Source organism: Gloeocapsopsis crepidinum LEGE 06123 (genome assembly GCF_015207655.1).
Lineage (GTDB): Bacteria > Cyanobacteriota > Cyanobacteriia > Cyanobacteriales > Chroococcidiopsidaceae > Gloeocapsopsis > Gloeocapsopsis crepidinum.
Genome location: NZ_JADEWN010000033.1, coordinates 14,518 through 38,927, shown reverse-complemented (window position 1 = coordinate 38,927; position 24,410 = coordinate 14,518). Strand labels below are relative to the sequence as shown.

General features: G+C 42.7%; 21 protein-coding genes and 2 pseudogenes. 12 read left to right on the top strand and 11 right to left on the bottom strand.

Annotated elements, in window-relative coordinates; all coding sequences use genetic code 11:
* Nucleotides 1-418: 418 nt before the first annotated feature.
* The gene (locus IQ230_RS14235; protein ID WP_322742416.1) at nucleotides 419-1,819 is read left to right on the top strand and encodes an LCP family protein; all 1,401 of its coding nucleotides are present in this window, start codon (nucleotides 419-421) and stop codon (nucleotides 1,817-1,819) included.
* Nucleotides 1,820-1,821: 2 nt separating this feature from the next.
* Here IQ230_RS14235 and IQ230_RS14230 read toward each other — a convergent pair whose 3' ends face one another.
* Nucleotides 1,822-2,712, bottom strand: coding sequence for an alpha/beta fold hydrolase (locus IQ230_RS14230; protein WP_228054914.1), 891 nt, complete (start codon nucleotides 2,710-2,712; stop codon nucleotides 1,822-1,824).
* 89 nt (nucleotides 2,713-2,801) lie between these two features.
* Between IQ230_RS14230 and IQ230_RS26690 the strand changes: the two are divergent.
* The 7 genes and pseudogenes from IQ230_RS26690 to IQ230_RS14200 all read left to right on the top strand — a co-directional run.
* Nucleotides 2,802-3,047: pseudogene (locus IQ230_RS26690) on the top strand (ArsR/SmtB family transcription factor); the annotation flags it as partial.
* Between the two features lie 162 nt (nucleotides 3,048-3,209).
* Nucleotides 3,210-3,644, top strand: a pseudogene (locus tag IQ230_RS26685) (Clp protease N-terminal domain-containing protein); the annotation flags it as partial.
* Nucleotides 3,645-3,728: 84 nt separating this feature from the next.
* Nucleotides 3,729-4,646, top strand: a complete 918-nt coding sequence (gene speB / locus IQ230_RS14220; RefSeq protein ID WP_193932624.1) for an agmatinase — start codon at nucleotides 3,729-3,731, stop codon at nucleotides 4,644-4,646.
* A gap of 235 nt (nucleotides 4,647-4,881) precedes the next feature.
* The gene (pyrH, locus tag IQ230_RS14215; protein ID WP_193932623.1) at nucleotides 4,882-5,610 is read left to right on the top strand and encodes a UMP kinase; all 729 of its coding nucleotides are present in this window, start codon (nucleotides 4,882-4,884) and stop codon (nucleotides 5,608-5,610) included.
* Nucleotides 5,597-6,145 (top strand): ribosome recycling factor, encoded by a 549-nt coding sequence (gene frr / locus IQ230_RS14210; RefSeq protein WP_193932622.1) that lies wholly within the window; start codon nucleotides 5,597-5,599, stop codon nucleotides 6,143-6,145. The genes pyrH and frr overlap by 14 nt, the downstream gene beginning before the upstream one ends.
* Nucleotides 6,146-6,637: 492 nt before the next feature.
* A complete protein-coding gene (locus IQ230_RS14205; protein WP_193932621.1) occupies nucleotides 6,638-6,967 on the top strand; it encodes a P-loop NTPase family protein in 330 nt (109 codons plus the stop codon).
* Between the two features lie 196 nt (nucleotides 6,968-7,163).
* Nucleotides 7,164-8,297: a geranylgeranyl reductase family protein gene (locus IQ230_RS14200; protein ID WP_193932620.1), complete on the top strand. Its 1,134-nt coding sequence runs from the start codon at nucleotides 7,164-7,166 to the stop codon at nucleotides 8,295-8,297.
* A 93-nt stretch (nucleotides 8,298-8,390) separates the two neighbouring features.
* Here the strand turns inward: IQ230_RS14200 and IQ230_RS14195 are convergent, their stop codons facing one another.
* The gene (locus IQ230_RS14195) at nucleotides 8,391-9,104 is read right to left on the bottom strand and encodes a carbonic anhydrase (protein WP_193932619.1); all 714 of its coding nucleotides are present in this window, start codon (nucleotides 9,102-9,104) and stop codon (nucleotides 8,391-8,393) included.
* Between the two features lie 274 nt (nucleotides 9,105-9,378).
* On the opposite strand from IQ230_RS14195, the gene IQ230_RS14190 reads away from it, so the two are divergent.
* Nucleotides 9,379-10,320: a glycosyltransferase family 9 protein gene (locus IQ230_RS14190; RefSeq protein ID WP_193932618.1), complete on the top strand. Its 942-nt coding sequence runs from the start codon at nucleotides 9,379-9,381 to the stop codon at nucleotides 10,318-10,320.
* A 72-nt stretch (nucleotides 10,321-10,392) separates the two neighbouring features.
* On the opposite strand, the gene IQ230_RS14185 is transcribed toward IQ230_RS14190, so the two are convergent.
* Nucleotides 10,393-10,866, bottom strand: a complete 474-nt coding sequence (locus IQ230_RS14185) for a CRR6 family NdhI maturation factor (RefSeq protein ID WP_193932617.1) — start codon at nucleotides 10,864-10,866, stop codon at nucleotides 10,393-10,395.
* Nucleotides 10,867-11,042: 176 nt separating this feature from the next.
* Between IQ230_RS14185 and IQ230_RS14180 the strand changes: the two genes are divergently transcribed.
* Nucleotides 11,043-11,456, top strand: coding sequence for a response regulator transcription factor (locus IQ230_RS14180; RefSeq protein WP_193932616.1), 414 nt, complete (start codon nucleotides 11,043-11,045; stop codon nucleotides 11,454-11,456).
* Nucleotides 11,457-11,650: 194 nt separating this feature from the next.
* Here the strand turns inward: IQ230_RS14180 and IQ230_RS14175 are convergent, their stop codons facing one another.
* On the bottom strand, nucleotides 11,651-13,339 hold the full coding sequence (locus IQ230_RS14175) for a GspE/PulE family protein (RefSeq protein ID WP_193932615.1): 1,689 nt from the start codon (nucleotides 13,337-13,339) through the stop codon (nucleotides 11,651-11,653).
* A 289-nt stretch (nucleotides 13,340-13,628) separates the two neighbouring features.
* Complete coding sequence (locus IQ230_RS14170) at nucleotides 13,629-14,192, bottom strand: hypothetical protein (RefSeq protein ID WP_193932614.1); 564 nt, start codon at nucleotides 14,190-14,192, stop codon at nucleotides 13,629-13,631.
* Nucleotides 14,193-14,725: 533 nt separating this feature from the next.
* Between IQ230_RS14170 and IQ230_RS14165 the strand changes: the two genes are divergently transcribed.
* Both IQ230_RS14165 and IQ230_RS14160 read left to right on the top strand, forming a co-directional pair.
* Entirely contained in the window at nucleotides 14,726-15,169 is a 444-nt protein-coding gene (locus IQ230_RS14165) for a Fur family transcriptional regulator (RefSeq protein WP_193932613.1), read from the top strand.
* A 20-nt stretch (nucleotides 15,170-15,189) separates the two neighbouring features.
* Complete coding sequence (locus IQ230_RS14160) at nucleotides 15,190-16,986, top strand: DUF3685 domain-containing protein (RefSeq protein ID WP_322742415.1); 1,797 nt, start codon at nucleotides 15,190-15,192, stop codon at nucleotides 16,984-16,986.
* Between the two features lie 36 nt (nucleotides 16,987-17,022).
* On the opposite strand, the gene IQ230_RS14155 is transcribed toward IQ230_RS14160, so the two are convergent.
* The 6 genes from IQ230_RS14155 to IQ230_RS14130 all read right to left on the bottom strand — a co-directional run bounded on the left by IQ230_RS14155 (nucleotide 17,023) and on the right by IQ230_RS14130 (nucleotide 24,376).
* Nucleotides 17,023-18,420 carry a dihydrolipoyl dehydrogenase family protein gene (locus tag IQ230_RS14155; RefSeq protein WP_193932611.1) on the bottom strand — a complete coding sequence of 466 codons (1,398 nt, stop codon included), beginning with the start codon at nucleotides 18,418-18,420 and terminating at the stop codon, nucleotides 17,023-17,025.
* A gap of 5 nt (nucleotides 18,421-18,425) precedes the next feature.
* Nucleotides 18,426-19,499, bottom strand: coding sequence for a threonine-phosphate decarboxylase CobD (gene cobD / locus IQ230_RS14150; RefSeq protein WP_193932610.1), 1,074 nt, complete (start codon nucleotides 19,497-19,499; stop codon nucleotides 18,426-18,428).
* A gap of 20 nt (nucleotides 19,500-19,519) precedes the next feature.
* Nucleotides 19,520-19,804 (bottom strand): HU family DNA-binding protein, encoded by a 285-nt coding sequence (locus IQ230_RS14145; protein WP_099702493.1) that lies wholly within the window; start codon nucleotides 19,802-19,804, stop codon nucleotides 19,520-19,522.
* A 450-nt stretch (nucleotides 19,805-20,254) separates the two neighbouring features.
* The gene (locus IQ230_RS14140) at nucleotides 20,255-22,360 is read right to left on the bottom strand and encodes an AMIN domain-containing protein (protein ID WP_193932609.1); all 2,106 of its coding nucleotides are present in this window, start codon (nucleotides 22,358-22,360) and stop codon (nucleotides 20,255-20,257) included.
* 391 nt (nucleotides 22,361-22,751) lie between these two features.
* Nucleotides 22,752-23,528 carry a pilus assembly protein PilO gene (locus IQ230_RS14135; protein WP_193932608.1) on the bottom strand — a complete coding sequence of 259 codons (777 nt, stop codon included), beginning with the start codon at nucleotides 23,526-23,528 and terminating at the stop codon, nucleotides 22,752-22,754.
* Complete coding sequence (locus IQ230_RS14130; protein ID WP_193932607.1) at nucleotides 23,525-24,376, bottom strand: PilN domain-containing protein; 852 nt, start codon at nucleotides 24,374-24,376, stop codon at nucleotides 23,525-23,527. Before IQ230_RS14130 ends, IQ230_RS14135 begins: the two co-directional genes overlap by 4 nt.
* Nucleotides 24,377-24,410 lie beyond the last annotated feature (34 nt).

Below are 24,410 nucleotides of genomic sequence, written 5' to 3'. Positions count from 1 at the left end.
GATTTAGTTTGAAGAGTAACTAAATTAGTTGTTAACTTAATCGCACTTATCTTTTAAGCTTGATAGCTGACCTTAGCTTACTTCTACGTGACAACTCAAAAGTAAAACAGGACTAGAGATTAGAAGTAGGTAATCTGAGAAATATAGCACATCTTTTGATAGGTGCTATGCAAATCCTTAACACAAAATATTTTTTCATATTTATGGAGGAATTTAGTGGTTAATTCCAACAAATCCAGCTAAACTCCAAACAGCAAAAAATCAAATTTGGAGTGAAAGTTCTCATATCCTGCAATGTGTGTCATAGTTATTGCTATTTATGACCCTCTACAGCCGATAATTGAGAGCTAGCTTAATTTAGGTTCGTCTTTTGTCTCGTTCTTAAGTGAAGTGTAATTGAGTATGTGTGAGGAAGTCTGTGCCATTTCATAATAAAATTTCTACTCAAAATCCCTCTGTTACTGGGACTCCCAGACTAGTCAACACCAAATATTCCTCAGCTAAATCAGGTCGTTGGTTATGGTTCTGGGTGGCGATGACTGGTATAGCAATGTTGTCTGCGACAGCTGGAGCACTGCTTGCTGTTTCTTTATCAAGTACTCCTTTAATGCAATCTCAGCTTAGCCCAGAAGAAGAGGCAGTATTTGGTCGCGGCGATCGCATTTCTAAAACGGGTTTACGGCTGTCTGAATTGACTCGCCCTGTCAATATTCTTGTTTTAGGTGTCAAAGTTCTCTCTTCTGATGTAGACGATCCTGATGTCAGATCAGAAGACTTGGGCTACCACGCACTGGTTAATTCCTTTGAAGGTCTTTCTGATACAATGCTGCTGCTGCGGTTTGACCCAGAAGCAGAAAAACTAGCTGTATTGTCGATTCCTAGAGATACTCGTACAGAAGTCGAAGGACTCGGAACCACAAAAATCAATACGGCAAATGCTCAAGGTGGTCCAGCACTGAGTGCGAAAGCGACGAGCGATCTTCTCAACGGTGTTCCGATTGACCGCTACATCCGGATCAACGTTCAAGGTGTAGAAAAATTAGTTGATGCTTTGGGTGGTGTTACTGTTTATGTCCCCAAAGACATGAAATATCAAGATGATAGCCAACATTTGTATATCAATTTAAAAGCAGGAAGGCATCACTTAGATGGCGATCAAGCGTTGCAATTACTCCGCTTTCGCTACGATGAATACGGTGATATTGGTCGCATTCAACGACAGCAAATGTTGATGCGGGCTTTGATGGAACAAGCCTTAAACCCAGCAACCTTAGCACGAGTGCCTCAAATCATGTCGGTCATTCAAACCAATATTGACACCAACCTAACGGTTGAAGAATTAATGGCGCTAGTGGGTTTTGGCGTCCAAACAGAACGCTCGGATGTTGAAATGTTGCTTGTCCCTGGTACTTTTAGCACGCCAGACCAGTATGTAGCAAGTTACTGGCTGCCTGATCGCGATCGCATAGCCATGATGATGGCAAAGCACTTTAATGTTCCGACAGATTCTAATTTTAGCGACCTCAATCCGGCAAAGCTGAGAATCGCTATTCAAGATAGTACAGGCAGCGATCGCGCTATTCAATCGCTCGCTAACATGCTTGAAACATCGGGATATCGTCAAGTTTATGTTGCTACGCCTTGGAATGAACCACTCGATGTGACTCGGATTGTGGCTCAACAAGGTGATATTGACAACGCCCGCGCAATTCGCGATGCGTTAGGAGTTGGCGAAATTCGTGTCGAAAGTACCGGAAATCTTCGTTCGGACGTCACAATTCAACTCGGTCAAGATTGGCTGCGAACACAAGAGTACTAACTCTAAAGTTGTTGTGCAATCCACGCTTGTAAAATCGGATTGACTTTTTCCGGTGCTTCATCTTGGGGACAATGTCCGACGCCTTCAATGGGAATAAACTCTTTCACTTGTGGGTAATTAGCAAGTTGTTGACCTAACTCGAATGGTTCCCACGGATCGGCTGTTCCCCACAACATAATTGCTGGACATGGTAGCTGCGGTAGTAAATCTTCTGGCAACGGTCCTGAAGAATAAGCGGTAAATGCTAAAAATACAGCAACAGCACCAGGATCTTTTGCCGGTGCCATTAAAAGATCCACTAGTTCGTCAGTCACAACCTCAGAATTAGCATACGCTTGCAGCAGAATCTTGCGTACAGTTTTTGGTTTAGCAATTTGATTGAAGAAAAAGCTGCCTATTGGCTTAACTGAGAGTAGGCGTTGTACCATTGGCGCACCAAAGCGGCGATACCAAGGTAATGCCCCACGTTTGCGATCGTGCAGCAGTCGCAGCGAACAGTTTAGGAGTGCAATACTTCTCGCAATTTCTGGACGATCTACCACAGCTTGCATCACTGCAATACAACCAATTGAGTTTCCCACTAAAAAAGCAGGTTCCTCCCCTACAACTTCCTGGCAAAAATCGGCAATTTGTTGTCCCCAAGTCTCAAAGGTGTAATGCATTTCTGTGGTTGGTTCGGGTTTGGCAGAACCACCAAAGCCAATTAAATCTATCGCATACACGCGGCAAGTTTCTGCTAATACAGGAATATTTTTGCGCCAATGCCACCAAGAAGCACCAAAGCCATGAATCAGCACAATGGCAGGTCCTGTCGTGCCTTGGCTTTGATAGCAAATTGGAAAACCTTGCCAAGTCCAAGTTTTAGTTGTGGTGAATGATGCAGTAGAAATCATGAAATTCATTAGTGGGCGATCGCTCTAACTATATTGTGACAATTCTTTACAAAAAACGGCAGTTTATTTATTTCCATTAAACTAGAATTATGGAAAGTACGAACACTGCAAAGTATGCAGATTTATTTGCAGCACTTGGGTCAGAGCCTCGATTAGAAATTATGCGATTGCTGTTTGCCGCATACCCGCAAGGAATGATCGTTGGTGATATTCAAGCGAAATTACAAATCCCAAATTCAACACTGTCTCATCATCTAGAGAAACTGCGACAAGAGCACCTCATTAGTTCAAGAAAAGAGAAGCAATATATCTGGTACTCAGTCAATACCAAGACAACGGAAGATTTATTAGCTTTTCTCTTCAACGGCTGTGCAATCGGCAACCCTCGCACTAAAGACAAGCTAGACCCTGTTCAAAATCCATTCACGGAGGCAGGATTTATGTTTGAAGGATTCTTAAGATCTATAGAAAGCCTATTTGGTAATGTATTTGACCGAATGGTTCTTCCCAGAGGATTTGAAAGATTTAGCCAAAAAGCAACACAAGTCATTGCGTTAGCGCAAGAAGAGTCACGCCGTTTGGGACATCAATATGTCGGCACAGAACAACTTTTATTAGGATTAATTGGAGAAGGAACAGGAACTGCAGCACAGATTCTTTCAGCAGAAGGACTCAACTTAGAAAATATGCGAGTAGAAGTTGAGAAGCGCATTGGACATGGTAAGGGAACACCGCTGGATATTCCTTTCACCCCAAGAGCAAAAAGAGTATTAGAGCTTTCTGTCGAACAGTCGCAGCGACTAGGCAATCAATACATTGGTACTGAGCACTTACTACTAGGAATTGTGCGCGAACGTGGTGGCATGGCAGTGCGAGTACTCGAACACTTAGGAGTTAACCTGTATAGCCTAGAACAGCGCATCTTACAGTTGAATAAATCTGATTAGTCATGCAGCGATCGCTCTTTGTATGCCAGGATTGTTCGTGTTGTATTCATATTAAATAATTCATTTGTCATGCTGGCACAAACTTCTACAGAGGTTATACCCTTCCTAGGCGCAGACGTTGCGGCGAGTTATGACGCGGCGCAGGTCGCGATTTTACCAATTCCCTACGAAGCAACAACAACCTATCGTCGTGGCTGTGAGACTGGTCCCGATGCTATTCTTGCAGCATCGCATCAAGTGGAATACTACGATGAGGAACTTGACTGGGAAACAGGACTAGATGTTGGTATCTACACCCATTCTTCAATTGCTGATACCCGTAGCAAAACTGTCACCTCCGAGGAAATGTTGCAAGTTACTAGAGAAACTGTTCTGAAACTTGTGCAAGATGGCAAGTTTGTCATTTCTTTGGGAGGCGAACACAGCATAACCACTGGCATTGTGGAAGCATACCATCAGGCATATCCTGATGAATTGTTTACTGTTGTGCAAATTGATGCGCATGGAGACTTACGCCACGAGTATGAAGGTTCAATTCATAACCATGCTTGCGTGATGCGGCGTATTGTTGATATGGGATTACCTACTGTTCAAATCGGCATTCGTGCAATTTGTAAAGAAGAAGCTGATTTAATCAAAGAAAAAAACCTTACTGTCTTTCGCGCGCGGGAAATTGCAGCACAACCGAATTGGATCGAAAATGCGATCGCGGCAATTCCCACACATAAGGTATTTATCACGATTGACTTAGATGGCATCGATCCTACACTTATTCCTGGTGTGGGAACTCCTGAACCAGGTGGCTTGAATTGGTATGCACTTACAACATTTCTTCGTGGTGTGTTCAACAAGCACCATGTTATTGGCTGCGACGTGATGGAACTAGCCCCTGTGACTGATTCTGTCGTCTCTGAATTTACTGCCGCTAAGCTCGTTTATAAACTCATTGGCTATCAAGCAGTTGCTCAGGGTTGGGGAAAGAATTAAGTAGTTGAGTTGAAGAGAGTTCTGAGTTTTGAGTTTTGTTCGCTGAAAAGGTACCGGAGGCAATTATTGAAGAAAATAACTCACCCCTCGCTCCGGACTGCGTCCCGCTAAACGCTAGACGCTACACTTCGTGAACGCTAACGCTCCTCATCCCTCTTAAAGTCACTAGAGACACAGAACCCCTCTACTGCTATCTTAAATTGGAGGCAATTGCAATAACATTTATCCTAACTACATGGGAAAACCTTACCGGCGGATTTTACTCAAACTGAGCGGTGAAGCTTTGATGGGCGATCTGGGCTATGGCATCGACCCAGCCATTGTTCAAGAAATTGCGGCAGAAGTCGCAGAAGTAGTAAATAGTGGCGTTCAAGTAGCTATTGTAGTAGGTGGTGGCAATATCTTTCGTGGCGTCAAGGCGTCAGCTGCTGGAATGGATCGGGCAACTGCCGACTACATTGGTATGATTGCAACTGTGATGAATGCACTCACGCTTCAAGATGCCTTGGAACGAATAGAAGTGCAAACACGCGTGCAAACTGCGATCGCCATGCAAGAAGTAGCGGAACCTTATATCCGGCGTCGAGCAATTCGCCATCTCGAAAAAGGACGGGTGGTGATTTTTGGCGCGGGTTCTGGGAATCCGTTTTTCACCACTGATACCACAGCAGCTTTAAGAGCTGCTGAAATTGATGCCGAGGTGATTTTTAAAGCCACCAAGGTAGACGGAGTTTACGATTCCGATCCTCATAAGAATCCTGATGCCAAACGCTATCAAACACTCAATTATGTCCACGTTTTGACTCAGGATCTGCGAGTGATGGATAGTACTGCGATCGCTTTATGTAAAGAAAACAATATTCCGATTCTTGTCTTTGACCTCTCGGTACGGGGTAACATCCGCCGAGCAGTGACAGGAGAATCAATCGGAACCCTTGTGGGAGGTTTTTGTGAAGTTAGCTGAAGCTGAGAGTACGATGCAAAAAGCCGTTGATGCAACGCAACGAGCTTTTAATACAATCCGCACTGGTCGCGCTAATGCGAGTTTACTTGATCGTGTCATGGTGGAATACTACGGTACGCCAACATCGCTTAAATCACTGGCAAATATCAGTACCCCTGATGCCACAACAATTACTATTCAACCTTATGACCGGAGCAGTTTAAATCTGATTGAAAAGGCGATTTCCATGTCGGATGTCGGACTAACTCCGAACAACGACGGCTCAATGATTCGCCTCAATATTCCTCCACTGACAAGCGATCGCCGTAAAGAACTGGTGAAACTTGCTGCTAAGTACGCTGAGGAAGGGCGTGTTTCAATTCGTAATATTCGCCGCGATGCTCTTGATACAATCCGCAAACAAGAGAAAAACAGTGAAGTCTCAGAAGACGAAGCGCAAGATCTCCAAGATCAACTGCAAAAATTAACGAACAAATATACCAGTAAAATAGATGACTTATTAGCAGAAAAAGAGAAAGACATTACAACTGTTTGACCGCTAACTCAATTGACCAAATTTGGTACAAAAAAATTCATGCTAGATTTATAGCATAACTGCACACTTATTACTGCAACAGTTTAGCTAATGAATAGTCAGTTGATGTTTGACATAACAACGTGTACCTAAGCCTGTAATCGTGCTTGATAAGTGTAAAACTACTAATAATGAACCCGTTTTTCAATCAGAAGCGGGTTTTTTCTTCTTAAAGTTCACAACATATAGCAGTAAAAAGGCAGCTTAATTTATCACTTGCTATACTGCCCCATTTTGGCAATATGTAATACATTGTCTCTTTATAAATAACCTTTAATTGCTTAAAAATCAAAGAAAAAAAGGGATAAATAGATGCTAATACAGATTTTTTCTATCTTATAAAAAGCTAATCATATAGAGACAATAAGCTTCTTTTACCTTGATTTGCCATGTTGTTACGGATAAACAGAAGTACCTTACAACATAGAACTTCCTCAGGGTTATGAGACTAAAATGGGCAACAGAGGAGTTCGGCTATCAGGAGGACACAGCGACAGCACCTGCTTTAGCGCGTGCCATCATTTCTACCCTGAAATCTTGATTCTTGATGAGGCTACTAACGCACTTGATAATATTTCAGAACATCTCATTCAAGAGGTATTGCATTTTGGTCAAAACCGCACTGTAATTGTTACTGCGTACCGTTCGTCTACTATTCAGCAAGCCGATCAAATCATCGTGATGGCAAGAGTTAGGGAACAAGGTAATATTCAGTCTCTGTTTCGACTGAACGATCTTTTTGCCAAGCTTTATCACTTGCAATACGATACTGTTCAGACTTGAGTCTATTCACAGCTTCAGTAACCTAGGCAAATATAGTTGTATGTTATAAAGCAATCAATCAGTAGTTTTTTCGCAAAATATGTGATTTTTGTAAAAACACCTTACTGGCATTTTGATCTCACTAGTAAGAGTGCAAAATAGTTTAAAGCCTTTGTGCCCTCATAGTCGTAGAATTTAGGAGCAAAACTGTAGCTTTATGTATGATTGCATAATTGTCGGTGCTGGACCTGCTGGCGGTACAGCAGCTTATCATCTAGCAAAACGGGGTCATTCTGTATTAGTGCTGGAAAAAGAATCACTCCCACGGTACAAGCCCTGTGGAGGTGGAGTTTCACCCGCGATCGCTAAATGGTTTGACTTTGATTTTTCTCCAGCTATTTCCACAAAGGTAAATACCATTCGCTACACCTGGAAAATGGGCGATCCAGTGCAAGCTAAATTACAAACACCCGAACCGATGTGGATGGTACGGCGCGATGTCTTTGACCACTTCCTAGTGCAGCAAGCACAAAAACAAGGAGCAGAACTGCGCGACAACACCGAAGTTAAAGGAATTCAGTTCAAAAGCGATCATTGGCAAGTTGATACCGCTAACGGTTCGGTTACAGGTCGCTATATCATTGCTGCAGACGGTGCTAAGGGACCAATGGCAAAGTGGTTAGGCTTCAAAGACCGCAAACGCCGCTTGGCAGGAGCATTAGAAGCTGAAGCCCCTGCGAAGGTAGAAGATGGTCACATTGCCCACTTCGAGTTTGGCTTAGTCAAAAATGGCTACATTTGGAACTTTCCTAAAGCCGACGGCTACTCAATCGGTGTCGGAACATTTATTGGCGGTGAACCTCAAGATTTCAAAGGAATTTTGAACGAGTATGGTAATTTATTTGGCTTAGACATTAAAACCTGCAAGCAATACGGTCACGCGCTGTGCTTGTGGAATGGCAATCAAAAACTACATACTCAAAATGCTGTATTAGCGGGAGAAGCTGCTTGTGTTGTCGATCCACTAACTGCTGAAGGAATTCGCCCATCGATCTTTAGTGGTGTCAAAGCTGCTGAAGCAATTAATCGGGCGATCGCTGGAGATATTAATGCCCTGGAGCAGTATTCGCAAGCAATCTGCGACGAGTGGGGTGCTGATATGGCATGGGCACAAAAACTAGCCGGAGTTTTCTACCGCGTTCCTGGTATTGGCTACAAAGTTGGCGTCAAACGTCCTACAGCTACACAGCGCATGGGTCAAATCCTTTGTGGTGAAATGAGTTACGGCGATGTTGCTGGTCGTGCTCTCAAGCGTCTCAGTGGTAGCTTGATTCCAGGCATGGGAGGATAGTGATTAGTTTTGAGTTTTGAGTTTTGAGTTTTGAATTGGAGAATTTTCTTAACTCAACACTCAACACTCAACATTCATAACTCTTCTAAACCTCTATACTTGTCCATTACCTTTAGCGTGAGAGGCTGCTGAACCTTTGTAGATACGCTGTTGTTGTTCAGGAGTTAACCACGCTGAGCGGGATAATCGACTTTCTGGCGATACAAACTGACGTCGTACAGGATCATATTCTAGGACTTCTCCTGTTTCGATATGATAAACCCAACCATGCAGGTGCATTTGACCACTGTGCAATTTGGAATGAATCACAGGGTAAGTACGTAAGTTCTCTAATTGACTGAGGATATTCTCTTCAACAGTTGCTTGAAGTAGTTTTTCGCCCTCATAATCTTGGTAATTCTCCTTCATCATCCGGCGAGTTGCTTCAGCGTGTTTGAGCCATTGATAAACTGATGGCATTTCTTCTTCTAACTTGTCTAGCTTTAGCAATCCTTTCATCGCGCCACAGTGCGAGTGACCGCACACAATGACTTCTTTAATACCTAAAGCATGAACTGCATACTCAACCGCAGCACACTCGCCACCATTAGTTGCACCGTAGGGCGGAATAATATTACCAGCATTGCGAATGATAAACATTTCTCCTGGCTCGGCTTGCGTGATTAAGTTTGGATCAATCCGAGAATCAGAGCAAGTAATAAACAAAATTCGCGGATGCTGACCTTGCGACAGCAACTCGAACATCTCGCGGTGGGTACTCACATAATTGGTTTGAAACGAATGAATACCCTGAATTAGCTTTTTCATACATATTCCCCTAACGGTGCTTTGCTCAACACCTTCCTACTTAACTTAAGTTTATGAAATAATAGCCCCTGAAACACTAAAGATAGATTTTTTCTTGCAATAGCTCACATTAAAAGAGAAAATCACACCAAAAAATATAGTGATTTCCTGACGCTGAGATTGTTCAGAAATCCAGAAAACTCCGAATATCTTTACTGATTCCTAAAATAAATCACTCAAATAAGTATATGTTCCCCTAAAATAGGGAGCGAGTAAGCGTAAAGAATTATTATTTATGCGAGTAGTAGCCCTAGTCCCTGGCGGCATCGGCGATCAAATCCTATTTTTTCCCACCCTTGATGACTTAAAGCAGAATTATCCTAATGCTCAGATTGATGTCGTAGTAGAACCACGCGCCAAAGAAGCATATCGCATCTGTAAGGCCGTAACCAATGTTCTGCTATTCGATTATCAAGACCGGAACAGCGCTGCAGATTGGGTCAATTTAGTCGGTATTCTGCGCGATCGCGAGTATGATGTAGCGATTTCCTTAGGGCAACGCTGGTTTGTTGGTTTATTGCTATGGTTAACCGGAATTCCTACCCGTATTGGCTACAAAGGCGCAGGTAATATGTTTTTGACTAACTCTGTGCCCATCAAGTCACAGCAATATGCTGCAGCAATGTACCATGACTTGTTACAAGGGTTAGGAATTCGTTCTTCCTGCCCAGAAATAAATGTTAATTTACCATCCTCGGATCTTCACTGGGCAGAAGAGGAAAAGAAACGATTGGGGATTCAAAGTAGTGGCTATGTTTTGCTGTGTGATGGTTATGAGCAATTAATGCCAGATCAATGCTACCCAGTTGATAGTTGGCAAAAGATTATCCAGGACTTTCAACAAAAACAGCCAGAACTTCCTTTAGTCGCACTTCAAAATCCAGATAACGGACAGTTGGCACAACTACAATCTAATGCTGATGTTAAACTCACATCGCCACCCGATGTTGGTAAGTTAGCTGCTATGATTGCGGGAGCCGATTTGTTGCTATCTACTGGAGGTGTGTCGCTACAGTTAGCAGTTGCCGTGCAAACGTATACTATTGCCCTGTTTGGACTCACAGAACCAGCAAAAGTATTGCCAAAAAGCGATCGCTACATTGCGATTAAATCTCCTAGTGGACGAATTGCGGATATTCCTCCGCAGACTGTTTTGGAACGAATTTGGCGTGGCTAAAAGAGTTTTGAATTTTGAGTTATATAAAATTTTCTTAAACTCCCTCGCCCCTCGCTCCTCACTCCTCACACCTTAAAACATTTCAAAGAATGTATCCTCTAAGTCATAGCCGAACATTTGTCCCATAGACTTCAGGCGTGATTGACTGGGGATACCTTGTTGTTGCATCCAATCGTGCAAGATAAAAATTTTGTGCATCAAGAAAATTTCCAAAGCTTCAGGGTTAAATTGGATGCCTTCTTTTGAGCTAAATTGATGCGGCACTAGCATAGCAGTATAGCGGGCAAGTTCCCCTGCTTTCCAATCGAGTAAAAATGGCAACCAAGGATACTGAGCATCTAAACGAATAAACCATAGCCGAATCTCTGGGATTTCTGATAATTCCCGAGGGTCGTCGGGTTCACGAGGATAGTCTATATCAAAGCGTATCTGTTGCTCATGGGCATTGATTGTTCCTGCTTGTAGTAGGTTTTCAATCGTCGTTTGCACCGAAGACAAGTCTAAGGCATTGAGTTGATTGAAATTAAGTGCGATCGCCAACGTCATGGAATCATCAAATCAAGGTACATTTATTGTTGCACTAAGGGCGATGAGGTTGTAGGTTGCTTATGAACTGACTTTTGGCTCACCTTGATTCTGTTAAAAAATATGTATATTTTTCTGAAATTAGCATAAATCTACTGAGTGTGATCTTGAACACAATTTCAAGGTGCATAGCAGTGATGAAAACACCAAAGTTGGCAGAACTAATTGGTATATCTCATTCCCCAGAAAAATCTGAAGCAGCACTACGGTTCCACAATTTGATTAATCAAGTTGACAGTACTGAGCTTCACTTGGTTATGCACAGGCATCACCCAATTAACCATGAGATCATTTTAAAATCAAATGTTGAGCAGGTAAGCTGTTATGCGGATTACCACAAAACAAAGTCGAACAACGACATTCATCTTAGTCCACGAGAACAAGCGATCGCTCAATTAGTAGCCGAAGGTTTGCCTAATAAAGTTATTGCCCACCAACTGCAAATTAGTCAGTGGACAGTTGCTACTCACCTACGTCGGTTGTTTCTCAAAATAGGTGTCTCTTCAAGAACTGCGATGATTGCTAAGCTTTTGTCCCAAGATTTGTTATAACATCCTAACCATATTAACTATTGTCATATTTTTAATGTGACGAATTAGGCAATTAGGTACATAGAATTCACTATTACGCACACGCAAACGAAGTTTAGATGACGTGTATAATTAATAAAATAACCCGCCTGCGCGGGTTTATTCTGTACTACAATTTTAATTCTTAAGGTTAAATCAATTCCTATTAATTATGCTCAACTTCCTACATTTCTATAAGCATTCATCGGCTTTAATTTAGGCGTCCATTCTTTATCTACTAACTTATTGTATAAAGCTGTACGCGGCAAGACTCGTAGAACTTCTTCCACAGTCGTTAAGCCATTTGTTACTTTCTCAACAGCAGCAGTACGGAACGAAGCGAAATGAATTTCTCTAAGATGTCGATGTAGTTGTGTCAGTGTACCTTCATAAATAATTTCCCGCACAGTATCATCAACATCTAATAACTCAACAATTGCTTCACGTCCTAAGAAACCAGAATTGAAACAAATGCCACAACCTTTACCCTTGCGCCATTTTTCAGAATGAACATGTTGCGAGTCAATTCCAAGTACTCGTAAATCTGCTTCAGCAGGGGTGTAAGGCTCACTACAGTGCGGACACACTCGGCGGACGAGTCGCTGTGCCACAATTCCTAATAACGCATCGCTGAGTAATCCAGGATCGGGACCAATATCTCGCAATCGAGGAATCGCACCTACTGCGTCATTGGTGTGCAGTGTTGTAAATACCAAGTGTCCTGTCAGTGCAGCACGTACTGCTGTTTCTGCGGTTTCGTGGTCGCGGATTTCTCCAACCATGATAATGTCAGGGTCTTGACGTAGAATGGCGCGTAAGCCTGCAGCAAAGGTCATTCCCGCTGCTTCATTAACCTGTGTTTGTGTAATCCGTGGCAAAATGTACTCTACAGGATCTTCGACGGTAACAACGTTGACATTTTCAGTCGCTACAGCTTGCAAACTTGTATAGAGAGTACTTGTCTTACCTGAACCTGTGGGACCTGTCAAGATAATCATCCCCTGCGGTTGTTGCAGCCAAGATTTATACACTTGAAGTGTTTGTTGCGTAAAGCCCAAATTTTCAAGTTGTGAGAATGGATTTTCACGTGGTAGTAAGCGGATAACTGCCTTCTCTCCGTTAACGCAAGGAAGGGTACTCACACGCATATCCATTCCCATTTCCGCGTGTTCCCCAGTTGTGTATTTCTCTTCGATCCTTCCATCTTGGGGGCGGCGGCTTTCAGAGATGTCCATTTTAGACATAACTTTGATTGCCACAATCACGCGACGGCTTAACTCTTGAGGTAGCATTGTGATATCACGCAGCACTCCATCAATGCGATAGCGCACGCGCAAACCTTCAGTCGTAGGTTCGAGGTGAATGTCACTCGCTCGATTTCGCAACGCTCCAGAAAGCAGGGTTTTAATGCGTTCAATTTGGTCAGCAGAGCGTGATAAATAAATTTGGGTTGTTTCTGTAATGTTTTCGGCTTCTTGCTCACCAGTGATAGGATTGACGAACGGTGTAGCAGTGATCCGATTTGTGTTGAGATTTTGTGTATGAAACCAGGTACGGTAACTGTTGTCGGATATGGGAATTATCTTGATGCTGCTACCAGTGCGTTCAGTTAAAAAAGCGATCGCTTCAGAATCAATATTGACTGGACTTCCTAAATAGTAACAACCACGCCACAATAACAACGGAATTACAGGAGGAACACTGCTCTTATCAGGAAAGTGACGTAAAAATCTGGAGTTCACATCGCGATCGAGTAGTTCAGTATTAACTCTTCCTTGCTCGTCTACAAGCAGCTTCAGGGCTTGGGCACAGCTGATTTCTTGATTTTTGAGTCTTTGCCAAGCAGAGGAGGGTACAGATTGCATAATTAATCAGAATTAATAAGTTTGAACCAGCCTTATATAATTAACTTCTTATTGAAGTTACCAGATTACGTAATAGTACTTCTTCTTTACTTATACCTTACTTAAGCTTTTGTGGAAAATATAGCCATTTTTTTTGAGTAACTTCATTTTTTGAAAAATGGTTGTTACTAAGTTTAATAAAAAACCGAATTGCCATTTGCAGTGACAACTCAGCTTTCAATTAGGTAATTTTTTTAATGTGTTAGCAAACACAAATAATTAACCTAAAGTCAACCTAATTTTAAAGATGCTATCTACTGTTAGGACCTTCTCTAGGTGGTGTTCCGATCGATTCAGTACTAGGCTTGATGATTGATTGTTGACTAAATGTCGTTAAAGGTGTCGTAGGTGCGGAGCAGTTGACATTACCTGAAGGATAACGTCCATAATTCAACGTAAAATCGGCATTAGCAGCAGTGCCATTATAGCGAGCAATTTGAAGCGTGTACCAACCACGCACATCTGTATTAGCCTTGATCAAAGGACGCAAACTGCCACCACCATCATCATCTTTCCAAACTGCACCGCTGGGTGACACTAAAACTGCTTCTAGGTCGGTTCCTTGCGAAATCACAGCTAAACGCACACATTCACTGCCGGTACTAAAAACCTGCAAAACGAAAGGATCTGCATTATTAGTTGAACTCGTTTGATAACTTCCATTAATACTTGCAGCAGAACAATTAATTGTTGTACAAACATTTCTGCTGTCAAAAACCGCTGGTCCTGCCCAAGCTGGGTTTAATGAGAGAACTAATCCTAGAATAGGAGTTGACCACAACAAAATCTTTGTAGTTCTCGCAATCTTTTTCATACTATCTCCATAAAAAACTAATTTTTTATGTTTTAAGCTACTTAAGTAGTTTTACAAAAGCTTTATACTTATATCTAATTTTTTCTTTAACTATGTGTCAATTCGCATAATCATGTTAACTAGAATGTGTTAACTCAAATGTGCTAATAACTAATAGATAAAAAAATGATTTTTGGGAAAATAGATAGATTTAAAGTCCATCTAAGACGAACGAGTATATTAGAGAAATGTTGTGCATACAACGCGATCGCTACAAGCAAAAATCAACTAGAAGCTTGGGCACTATAGTCTTGTAGACATTCTGTACAGTTTTAAGCTAAAGTGGTAATGAGTTTATTTACCAAATCCGGTGTGCCATCAAATTGCTTGAACTAGCAAAAAAGCACTAGGAGGTTTGCAAGCATCACTGAGTGTGCTGGCTGAAGTTCCCCTAGCTGTAGTGCAACTCCCAGTAACTCAAATGTCATAGTTAGTTCGGTAAAATAATAAACAAGAGGTAGATTCACTACCTAATCGCAAAAGAAGTTTCAGCCATGCAAAAAGAAGCGGCAGCTACAAAACCAATTCGCTCACTTGAAGATGCTGTTGCTCAGTGTCAAGCACTGGGTATGCGCTTGAGTCGCCAGCGTCGCTTCATCTTGGAGCTACTTTGGCAAGCTCAAGAACACCTGTCAGCCAGAGAAATTTACGATCGCCTTAATCAACAAGGAAAAGAGATCGGACATACATCGGTGTATCAAAACTTAGAAGCACTTTCTAGTCAAGGTATCATTGAGTGCGTTGAACGCTCGGATGGACGCCTCTACGGAAATATCAGCGATTCACACAGTCATGTGAATTGCTTAGATACAAACCAAATTTTAGATGTAGAGGTAGAACTCCCCAAAGATTTGTTAGAGGAAGTAGAAAGAAGAACCGGAGTCAAAATTACTGACTATAGTATTAACTTTTACGGATATCGGCGGGCAGAAGTGTAAGATGTGCGCGTACGCTGAATGTGAAGGCACGATCAAGCATAATGAGCGATCGCACAACCAAGCTATTGTTAATTGAGCCTGACCCAATTTTTCGGATGGGATTTTCACGGCTCATCAATGAATCGTATCCCGACATCCAAATCGTTGCAGAAGCTGAGACTGGTGCAACTGCAAGGAAGATCTTGGCAGACTTCGCTAGAGAAAATGCGACAGCATTTTCAAGTGGTTTACCATCAGACACAGCAGTCAATTTAGTTGTTTTAGAGCTACAGCTAGGGCTAGAGCTTTGCCAGCAGCTCAAATCTCATTATCCTGACCTACCGATACTCATTCTCAGTTCATTGCAGGAACCAGCCCTATTAGCCTCAGCAAAGGCTGTAGGAATCGAAGGCTACTGTCCCAAAGGGACTTCTATTTTGGAGGTCGTAGCAGCGATCCGCCAAGTAGCTTTAGGGAAAAATTACTGGATTGAAGCAGAATCACTACAAAATCCATTAGCTGCACCTAGCATTCTTGCCTTAGTCCGAAATCACCTGCGATGGACAGGATTACAGCAAATTGATACAACTTTAGCCGCAGTAAATGCTCGATTACAAGTTCCTGGCTTACCGTTACTAGATCGAGCATTTTTAGCCGGACAGCGTAGAGAACTTCTCGCATCACGTTGGCTAGTGACTCACTTGTTACCTCTACCAGAAGGCAAAAGCCGTACAGGTACAGAGGATACATCAAGGCTTAGAAATGGTGTTGAGAATGTCACTCAATTGTCCCAGACGCAAACTAGAGAAGAGGTTGAGTTGTCATCTCAAATCAATGTCTCTTCTGGAGCGCTTGTGCGATTAGACGCTAGCTTGAGTCGCCAAGTAGGAGTATACGAAATCTTAGAGATCGTTGCAGCAAAACTTGAGTCGAGCTTGCAAAACCTAACAACTGTAACTTTAGAAACTGATATTTTGCGGGAAGGTAAAAAGCGAGAACTATTTAAGATTATTCTCCAAAAAGTAGTAGAAGTTTTAGAAGATTTACGTTTTGCCCAAATACAACCGCATCAATTAGGAGAAATGCAGTATTTAATTCTGCGAGACTTGTGGCAAGGAACAACTGTCGATTTTTTTGGTAGATACGCTGTCTTACAAGTAGAAAATCGTAACTTAGAGATTGTTAATCTTTTGCTACAAGATGTAGAAACTGTTCAAATTGAGATTTTGAATAAAATTCCTCTAGTCAGTGAGCTATTTTCTTATTTATTATTTCAAACACCTTTAGTCATTGATAATTTCCCCTATAAAGTTGATACACCAGAAGCTAAAGCAAGAGCAGAAATTATCTTACATAACCTTTTAATTCATGTCGCCAATGCCGTAGCACAACCACTGTTAAATAGACTTGCTGATGTAGAAGTTATTAAACAATATTTTTATGATAGTCGATTAATTTCAACACGAGAAATCGAACGTTTTAGAAATAATCTTTCGTGGAAATATCGCTGGCAGAAATATTATGTGGAACCTAAAGCAATCTTTGAAAGTCGTTACGAATTATTTCTGTTCATTGATAGAGGAATTGTCAAAACTTCAGTTTATGCACCACGAGGTCAAGAATTACAGCAACTTTCTGGTATTCCTCAATTAGTAACATTAGCCTTAGAACTACGCGATGCGATCGCACCACGATTCCGCGCAGTCATTGCGTTTTTAGGAAGTGGTGTTGTTTATGTACTCACACAAGTTATTGGTCGTGCGATTGGTTTAGTTGGTCGTGGTATTCTGCAAGGAATTGGTAGTTCAGCATCAGCAGGCAGAAAAAAGAAATTTTAACGCGGTTGCAAGCGTCTCGCTTGTATTCATGCAATGTCAATTCCACAAAGCTAGAAACCGATCCAAAATTGAAGGACGAATCAGCTGTGTTTGATACGCCAAGATAGCGATTTGAGCAAAAATTTCCGAAAAACTTGGATAAACTGGAGCAAGCTGAGCGATTTTATCAATTTTGATCCGTTGGGCGATCGCCAAGCCAAAAACGTGAATCAATTCTGCGGCGTAGGAGCCTACAATAGTAGCACCTAAGATTTCTCCAGTCGGTGCGAGGACTACCTTACAAACTCCAGTTGTTGTCATTTCCAAGTGAGCAGCTGCTACGCTTTTAAAGTATTGTCGCAACACCACTACATTACTGTAACTGCATCGGGCTTGTGTTTCCGATAATCCTACGCGTGCCAACTGAGGATCGCAAAAAACTGCCCAAGGGATGCTGCTGTAGTCTACTCGGTGGCGTGGGAAAAACAAACCATTTTTAAGGGCGATCGCCGCTTCATAATTAGCAATGTTCAGAAACGAATAACCGCCAATTGCATCACCACAAGCATAGATTCGAGGGTGTGTTGTTTGCAGTTTTGCGTTTAACACCAGACGATTACAGTGCGATCGCACACCTGCTGCTTTCAAGTTAAGATGTGCTAAATCTGGCTGTTGTCCAGCACACAATAAAATCTCATCGGTTTCAATTGCTTGATTTCCGGCTTGCACCCATTTTTTACCTTGAATCTGCTTGATTTGACTCACAGGTGTTGCTGTCAGGATGCGGACACCTTCAGCTTCCAATGCAGCTTGAATCAATTGCGTAATTTCTGGATCTTCTTGAGGAAGAATGCGCGAATGTCTGACGATTAAAGTCACATCTAAACCAAAGCGCGTGAAGATTTGCGCCATTTGAATTCCAGATGGATTGCCGCCCATAATAACCCATCGAGTTGGTGGATTGGGGGAAGTCAGTACAGATAAAACTTCTGGGAGTGTATAGTAAGCTGTTGCTTGTAGTCCTTCAATATTTGGGATAACAGGACGAGAGCCAGTTGCAAGTAGAAACTTGCGCGATCGCAATTGACGCTGATTCACACTAAAAGTAAGTGAAGGAGTGCGTTCAAACTGCCCTATACCAGAAATAACATCAACTCCCAACGCAGCTAAAATAACGGGGGAATATAACTCTTCTATATTAGTGACAACCCCCTTAGCTTTTTGCATCACTTCTGCCCACTGTACAGTATTGGGATGAACTGCATCTGATGCTATTTCACTATACTGCTGCCGTAATTTCCCCAAAGAAGTTAAAGCATATGGTGTCAAAAGATAAGGAAACTCTTGCTGTGGAGGTTCTACCAGCGCAACTTTAGCCTCAAATTGAGTTGCAATCGTGGCTGCATAGCGTCCCGTAAGACTGCCACCAATAATTACGACATCGTAGTCAATCATAATATTCAGCTAATTGCTAATTGCTGAAGCAATGCTTGCAATAAACAATTGTTTTCTGTATTTGAGCGTACTGCTATGCGGAAAAAGCGATCGCCTAATGTGGGAAAACTCAGACAATCGCGAATTAAAATTTGGTAATGCTGTAGTAACTTTTCTTGCAAGGTAGAACTTGAGTGTTCAGTCTGCACGAGTAAGAAGTTAGCACTACTTTGATATGGTCGCAAGCCTGATATTTGAGATAAACCCTTAAACAGTTCTATTCTTGCAGATGGAAGCCATTTCCAGGTTCGCTGTTGAAACTCGCGGTCTTGAATTACCGCAACAGCCGCCGCCGCCGCAAGCGTATTAATCGACCACGGATCGCGTCGTTGCTGCCAGTTTTGTAAACGATCTGGGTGGGCGATCGCATATCCCAGGCGCAGCCCAGGTAAACTATAAAATTTAGTCAGCGATCGTAAAATCACCAAATTCGGATATTCTTGTACCACACAAATCAAGCTTTGTTCTTGTTCTGGTGGCAGAAAATCCATAAATGCTTCATCCACGACAACCAAAGCAAATTGCTCAAGATAAGGCAGAATTGTTTCCCGTAAAAACATCTGCCCTGTAGGATTGTGAGGATTATTCAAAAGTAAACCGCACTCTAAAGAATTAGAAAAAGTGGGGCAGGCATCTTGCCTGTCCTCTAGTTTCTCCAACTCCAAAGGACATTCCTGTACTTTCGCACCAAAAGCCTTCAAAGCGCGGTAGTAATCAGCAAAGGCTGGGGTAGAGAAGAAAGTTTTAGTAAGTTGTGCCAAATCCCAGCCCGCCCAGGTAAGTAATTCTGCCGAGCCATTCCCCGGCAGAATCCATTCGGGTGGTAATTGATGCCATTGACCTAACGCGGTGCGGAGTTCCCAATAATTGGGGTCTGGATAAGCGCCTAGTTCGCCTAGATGTGCTTGAATAGCCGCGATCGCACTCCTTGGTGGTCCCAGGGGGTTAATACTCGCAGAAAAATCCAGAATCTCGCTAGGGGAACAGCCAGCAACGGCTGCTGCCCAGACTAAATTTCCCCCGTGAGTAGGTCGCATCAAATATGTGTGTTGTAGCCTTACTAGTCTTTGTCCGGCGAAACTTTTTCTCTGAAAAGCTTCCCAGCCGAAAATGCAGGCACTTTTGTTGCTGGGATATCCATTTTATCACCCGTTTTTGGGTTACGACCTTCACGGGCTTTACGCTCGCGTGGCTCAAATGAACCGAAACCTACCAGAGTTACTTTATCGCCAGAAGAAACAGCTTCGATGATTGTTTCTAAAGCTGCGGTTAAGACCGCATCAGCTTGCTTTTTGGTGACGCTTGCCTTGTCTGCGATCGCATCTACTAATTCGCCTTTGTTCATGTGGATCTCCTTAGAGTACAAATGAGATTTAACGAAACTGCCGAGTCTCAGGGTTTTGGGATACTCAGCTCGTAGCCGAGAAAGAGGTTTCGTTTGAAGACAATCGCTGAAACCTCCTAGGCTCGATATTTCAATGCCCTATTCTAAGGCGTGCTAGCTCAATCTGGATCGGTGAAACCTTTAAGTTATATAGATTTCAACATTTTTTAGGTATTTTTCCCCATAAAAAGTTGAAAAATTAACCAGTAATCACAAAAATGCGATCGCATTTCGTTGTTTTTACGTTCTTAAAATCTCCAGTTGACTAGACTCATCAGGCATAAAGTTCCGCATTTTTTCTGGGTGTATAGCAGTCAAAGCATAAGTTAGGACATTATACTCACAGAACTTCCACCCCAACTTGCTTATAACCCTGACCCCTGACCTCTGATCCCTGCTATAAGTCACATTTCATTGAGACTGAAAACCTTGACGTTCTAGCATCTGTCGTGCCTCTGGGCTTGGAGTATAGTTGTAACCTGCTGTAGCATTCTGTGAGTCGTCCAAGACTTGAGGCGTGAGTAATACAATCACCTCTTGACGTTGATTAATCTTATTGGTTCTTCTAAACAGCGCCCCTAGCAGGGGAATATCACCCAAAATAGGAACTTTGCGTACTTCGGCTCGATCTATTTCCTGAATGATGCCAGAAATAACGAGAGTTTGGCGATCGCGTAGCCGAATTTGACCTGAAGAAAAGCTTCTTGTACTCAAGAAAGTGACAAGTCCACCATCTCCGGTGTCTATTGTGTTAGTTGGTGCAGAAATACTCGGTGCCACAGACAAGTTCACAAAACCATTGTCATCAATCCGAGTAATTTGAATAGCAAGAGATAAACCAGCCTCTCTGATATCTACTGTTCGCACAGGAATGGCAGGAGCGCCTTCAGTAGGAGAAATAAACTGTACTTGAATACCTCCAGGTACTTCTGTTGTTAAGTTTACTTGTGCCGTTTGTCCTTCCTGTACAGTAAGAGTTGGATCGGTCAAGATTTTGGCATTGCCATTTTCAACAGAGGTTTCCAACTGAGCTAAAAATCTGCTAGTAAAATTTCGTAACTGGTTGGCATTAAAACCTGCTGGTGAATTGTTTCTACCAAAGTTAACAATCGCGTTCCCCGTATTATTGAATTGAAAGAAATTATCGCCAAGTCCGAAAGAAAAACTAGTATTGAACAGATTAGCATCTGATAAATTAACATCAACAATCTTGACGTTGACAGCCACTTGACGGCGACGCGAATCAACTTGAACTAACTGGGCAGTAGCAATTTCAACTTGGCGAGGAGTACCGATTAAGCTTACAGAGTTGGTGCGTTCATCTCCGACTACCTGTAAACCACGTAAAAGTGGTATTGAATCTTGAAAGTCAATCCGCTGAGTTTCGACTCTGGTTTCTGTACTCGTTTGTGTTTGGGTAACAGGTGTTGCCGAACCACCTACAGGAACAGCATTCACGCTAGTAATAACTCTTTCGCGGCTGACAGCGCTTTCTGCACCCATTGCAACTAAAAAGTTCAAGGCACTGCTCACATTAATTTGATTGAGGCGCAAGCTGCGGACAATCACGTTACGTGCTTCATTTGTTAGCCTTGGGGCAACAAAAATTGTTCGTCCAGTGCGGTTAGCTTGCAGTCCACTAATGCGTAGGACGTAGTTAAAAACGTCTTGTACCGACTCGTTTTCAATATCCAAAGAAATTCTCGGTCCATCTTCACCACCAGGGGTAGGCTCAGCTTGTGCTTGTTGTGTTCCAGGTGCGGGGGCTGCACTAAATGCGAGGTTAAGCCCAGCGGCACGAGCAAGAAGGGCTAAGACTTCTCTGACAGGGGCTTCGCGCAGTACTAAGCGCGGTACGCGTTCGGCAGTTTCTAAATCAATTGTCGAGGCAGAGGAATCTACATTAGAAACGGCAATATCGCCTACAGGTGGAGCAACGGCTCGTGGTAAGAAAGGCGGTGGCGTTTGTGTTCCTGGCTGTGGTGCGCCTTGAATTTGGACATCAGGATTAGGGACAAGAACTCCTGGAGTTTGATTTGCAGGTGTTTGTTGTGGTTGCTGTGGTGCGGGAGTTTGATTTGTAGGAGGTTGCTGTGCTATAGGTACACCCGATGCAGGGCTAATGCTGAAGGTAATTCCTTGAGCAGTTTTAGCCGCAGGTTGGCTGCTAGGAGCGTTAGTAGTTCCTGTAACAACTAACCTGACGCTATTTTGGTCAAGCTGAGTGACGCTGATTGAGCTAATTCCTGGTGCTGGGTTATCTTGACGAAAATTGTTACCTTGTGGCGTGCGTAACTGCGTGTTGATGATATCCGCAACCAAGGCGTTACCTCGGCTACTTGTGAATATTTGCGGGCGATCGCCTGCAGCAGTCTCTAAGAGGATATTCAACCCCTGATTTGTCGGACTCAAGCGCACTGCTGTGACTTGTGTTGCTGCTGCCCACACTGGCTGTGCTGACAGCAACGTTATTGTTGCTCCAGCGAATATCACTCCACTACCTGCAAGCTGTCTCACTGTTCTCTCCTCAGCCTTTGAATCTGTAGCATTTGCGGCTCAACTATTTGCACTTCAATTTGTGTAGAAAATGTAATATATTCCTTTTCGGGAAAAAACAGAAATCATATTAAATTGATTGATGATTGCGATCGGTAGACTGCTGCAAAGATTATCTGATGAATCTTTCAATATCCAAAGCTCAATAACTGCTAGCGCAATAATCATTTTCAGCTAGTTTCAGATCACAAAATATAAAAAACTTAACGCTACTTATACTTTGTCTCCAAGAGCAATTTTACCGACAGCACACAATAATTTTATGCATTCAAATTTTAGATTTCTGTAAAAATACGGTAGCTAAATTTATAACAAGAAGTTGTGCAAAGATTACGCAACAGTGTAAATAAAATTAAGTGTTGTCTCTACCTTCGAGTGACTGTTGCTCAGGATTACTTGCAGCTGATGCTGCTTCAGCAGGGCTAGCTGGCATTAATGCCTCTAACTGAAAGGATGTTGTAATGACCGGTCCTCCTGGCTGGATAACACCAGCTTGCTGATCGCCACTTTGTGCCAAGGATGATTGATAATCTTTGACAATTAATAAAGGCTGTAACCGCTCAATATTGCGAATAATGGCTTGGGTTTGCTCAAAAGTCCCTTCTAACTCAATGTTGACAGCTTGGCGTTTCAGTTTGCCATTGACAGCAGATCCCAAGCTGCCATCAGAGACAATTTCTGGTGACTGATTGATGGGAACAAAACGCTTGAGTCTAGCTCTAGGTGCATTCTGTGGTAGTTGGGCATTACCCGATTCAACAACACGATTAAGATCTAACAACAAAGTATCTAGTGTTCGCTCGTCAGCAAATAGAGTAAGAACCTGAGCATTTTGCTGTCTTACTTGGGCTAACTCAGCTCGTACTTGTTCAGTTTGTTGAATTGCGAGTTGTTTTTGTGCCACAAGGGCATTTTTCTCATCTCGACTTGCTTGCAATTCTTGGTGTCTTTGCCAAGTTGGCATCAACAAATTAACAACCAAGTAAACACCACCTGCTAGCCCTAGTAGTGCAATGAGTACACCACTTACGCCAGGAGTGAGGGTGACACCAAATGCCTTAGGATAACTTGGTGCTACAGGTTGAAAGTCTATAGTTTCTTCCGGAATAAAGTCTTCAGCGATCGTCATTGTTGAATCACACCTTTTTGTTGCAGTGTGCGAATGCGAGTTACCAATCCTAATGTACCCTTGCGCTCTAGTTCTCTTAACAAGTCAGAGGCAGGAACATCGCTCAGTGTTGATTGAATTGTGTACCTTACCGCTTGAGGAGTCGCAACTGCAGAAGCATTCGCTTGCGGCATAGCCACTGTACCAGGTTCACCAATATTTACTAACTCAGCAGTAACAATTCTAGTATCTGTAGGTTTGAGAAATGCAGATTGTTGCAGTGTCAGCAAGAAATCGTTGACATCGTTAAAAGATCTGGCTACTCCAGTAATTTCGATACTACCTGCAGGAATTTGAGCAGGTTGCTGGTTCTGTTGTTCAGCATTTTGTTGTTCTTGTTGTCCTTGCTGTTGATTGTTAGTATCATTTGCAGCTTGCGGTTCTTGTTGAGGCGTTGCAGCGGCAGTTTGCCGGAGGGTTTCAATTTGTACGGCACGAGGAATGCGATCGCGCATATCCTGTAACATCGCAGACCAAGGACGAATTTGATTGAACACGGTGGCTAAGGCTTGAGTTTCGGTGCGGACTTGATTGATTTGCGCTTGTGTCGTTTGAATTTCTTGTTCTTGAAGTCCCAAGCGGCTTAATTCAGCATCAAGTTGAGCATTTTCGTTCTCTAGTTGTCCATTACGAGTTTGCAGAACTAACCATGCGCCGCCGATCATCGCTGGTAAAATCACTCCAATCGCGATTCCCAAATAAAGTGGTGCAGTCTCACCGCCCAGCATTTTTAGTTTTCTGGCACTTGTTCCTGTCTTTAGTAGATAATCTGGGCGATCCTGAATAAAGTTAATGTCTAAGCTGTACATAAAATTTAAGGACTCATCATGATTGAAAGTAATG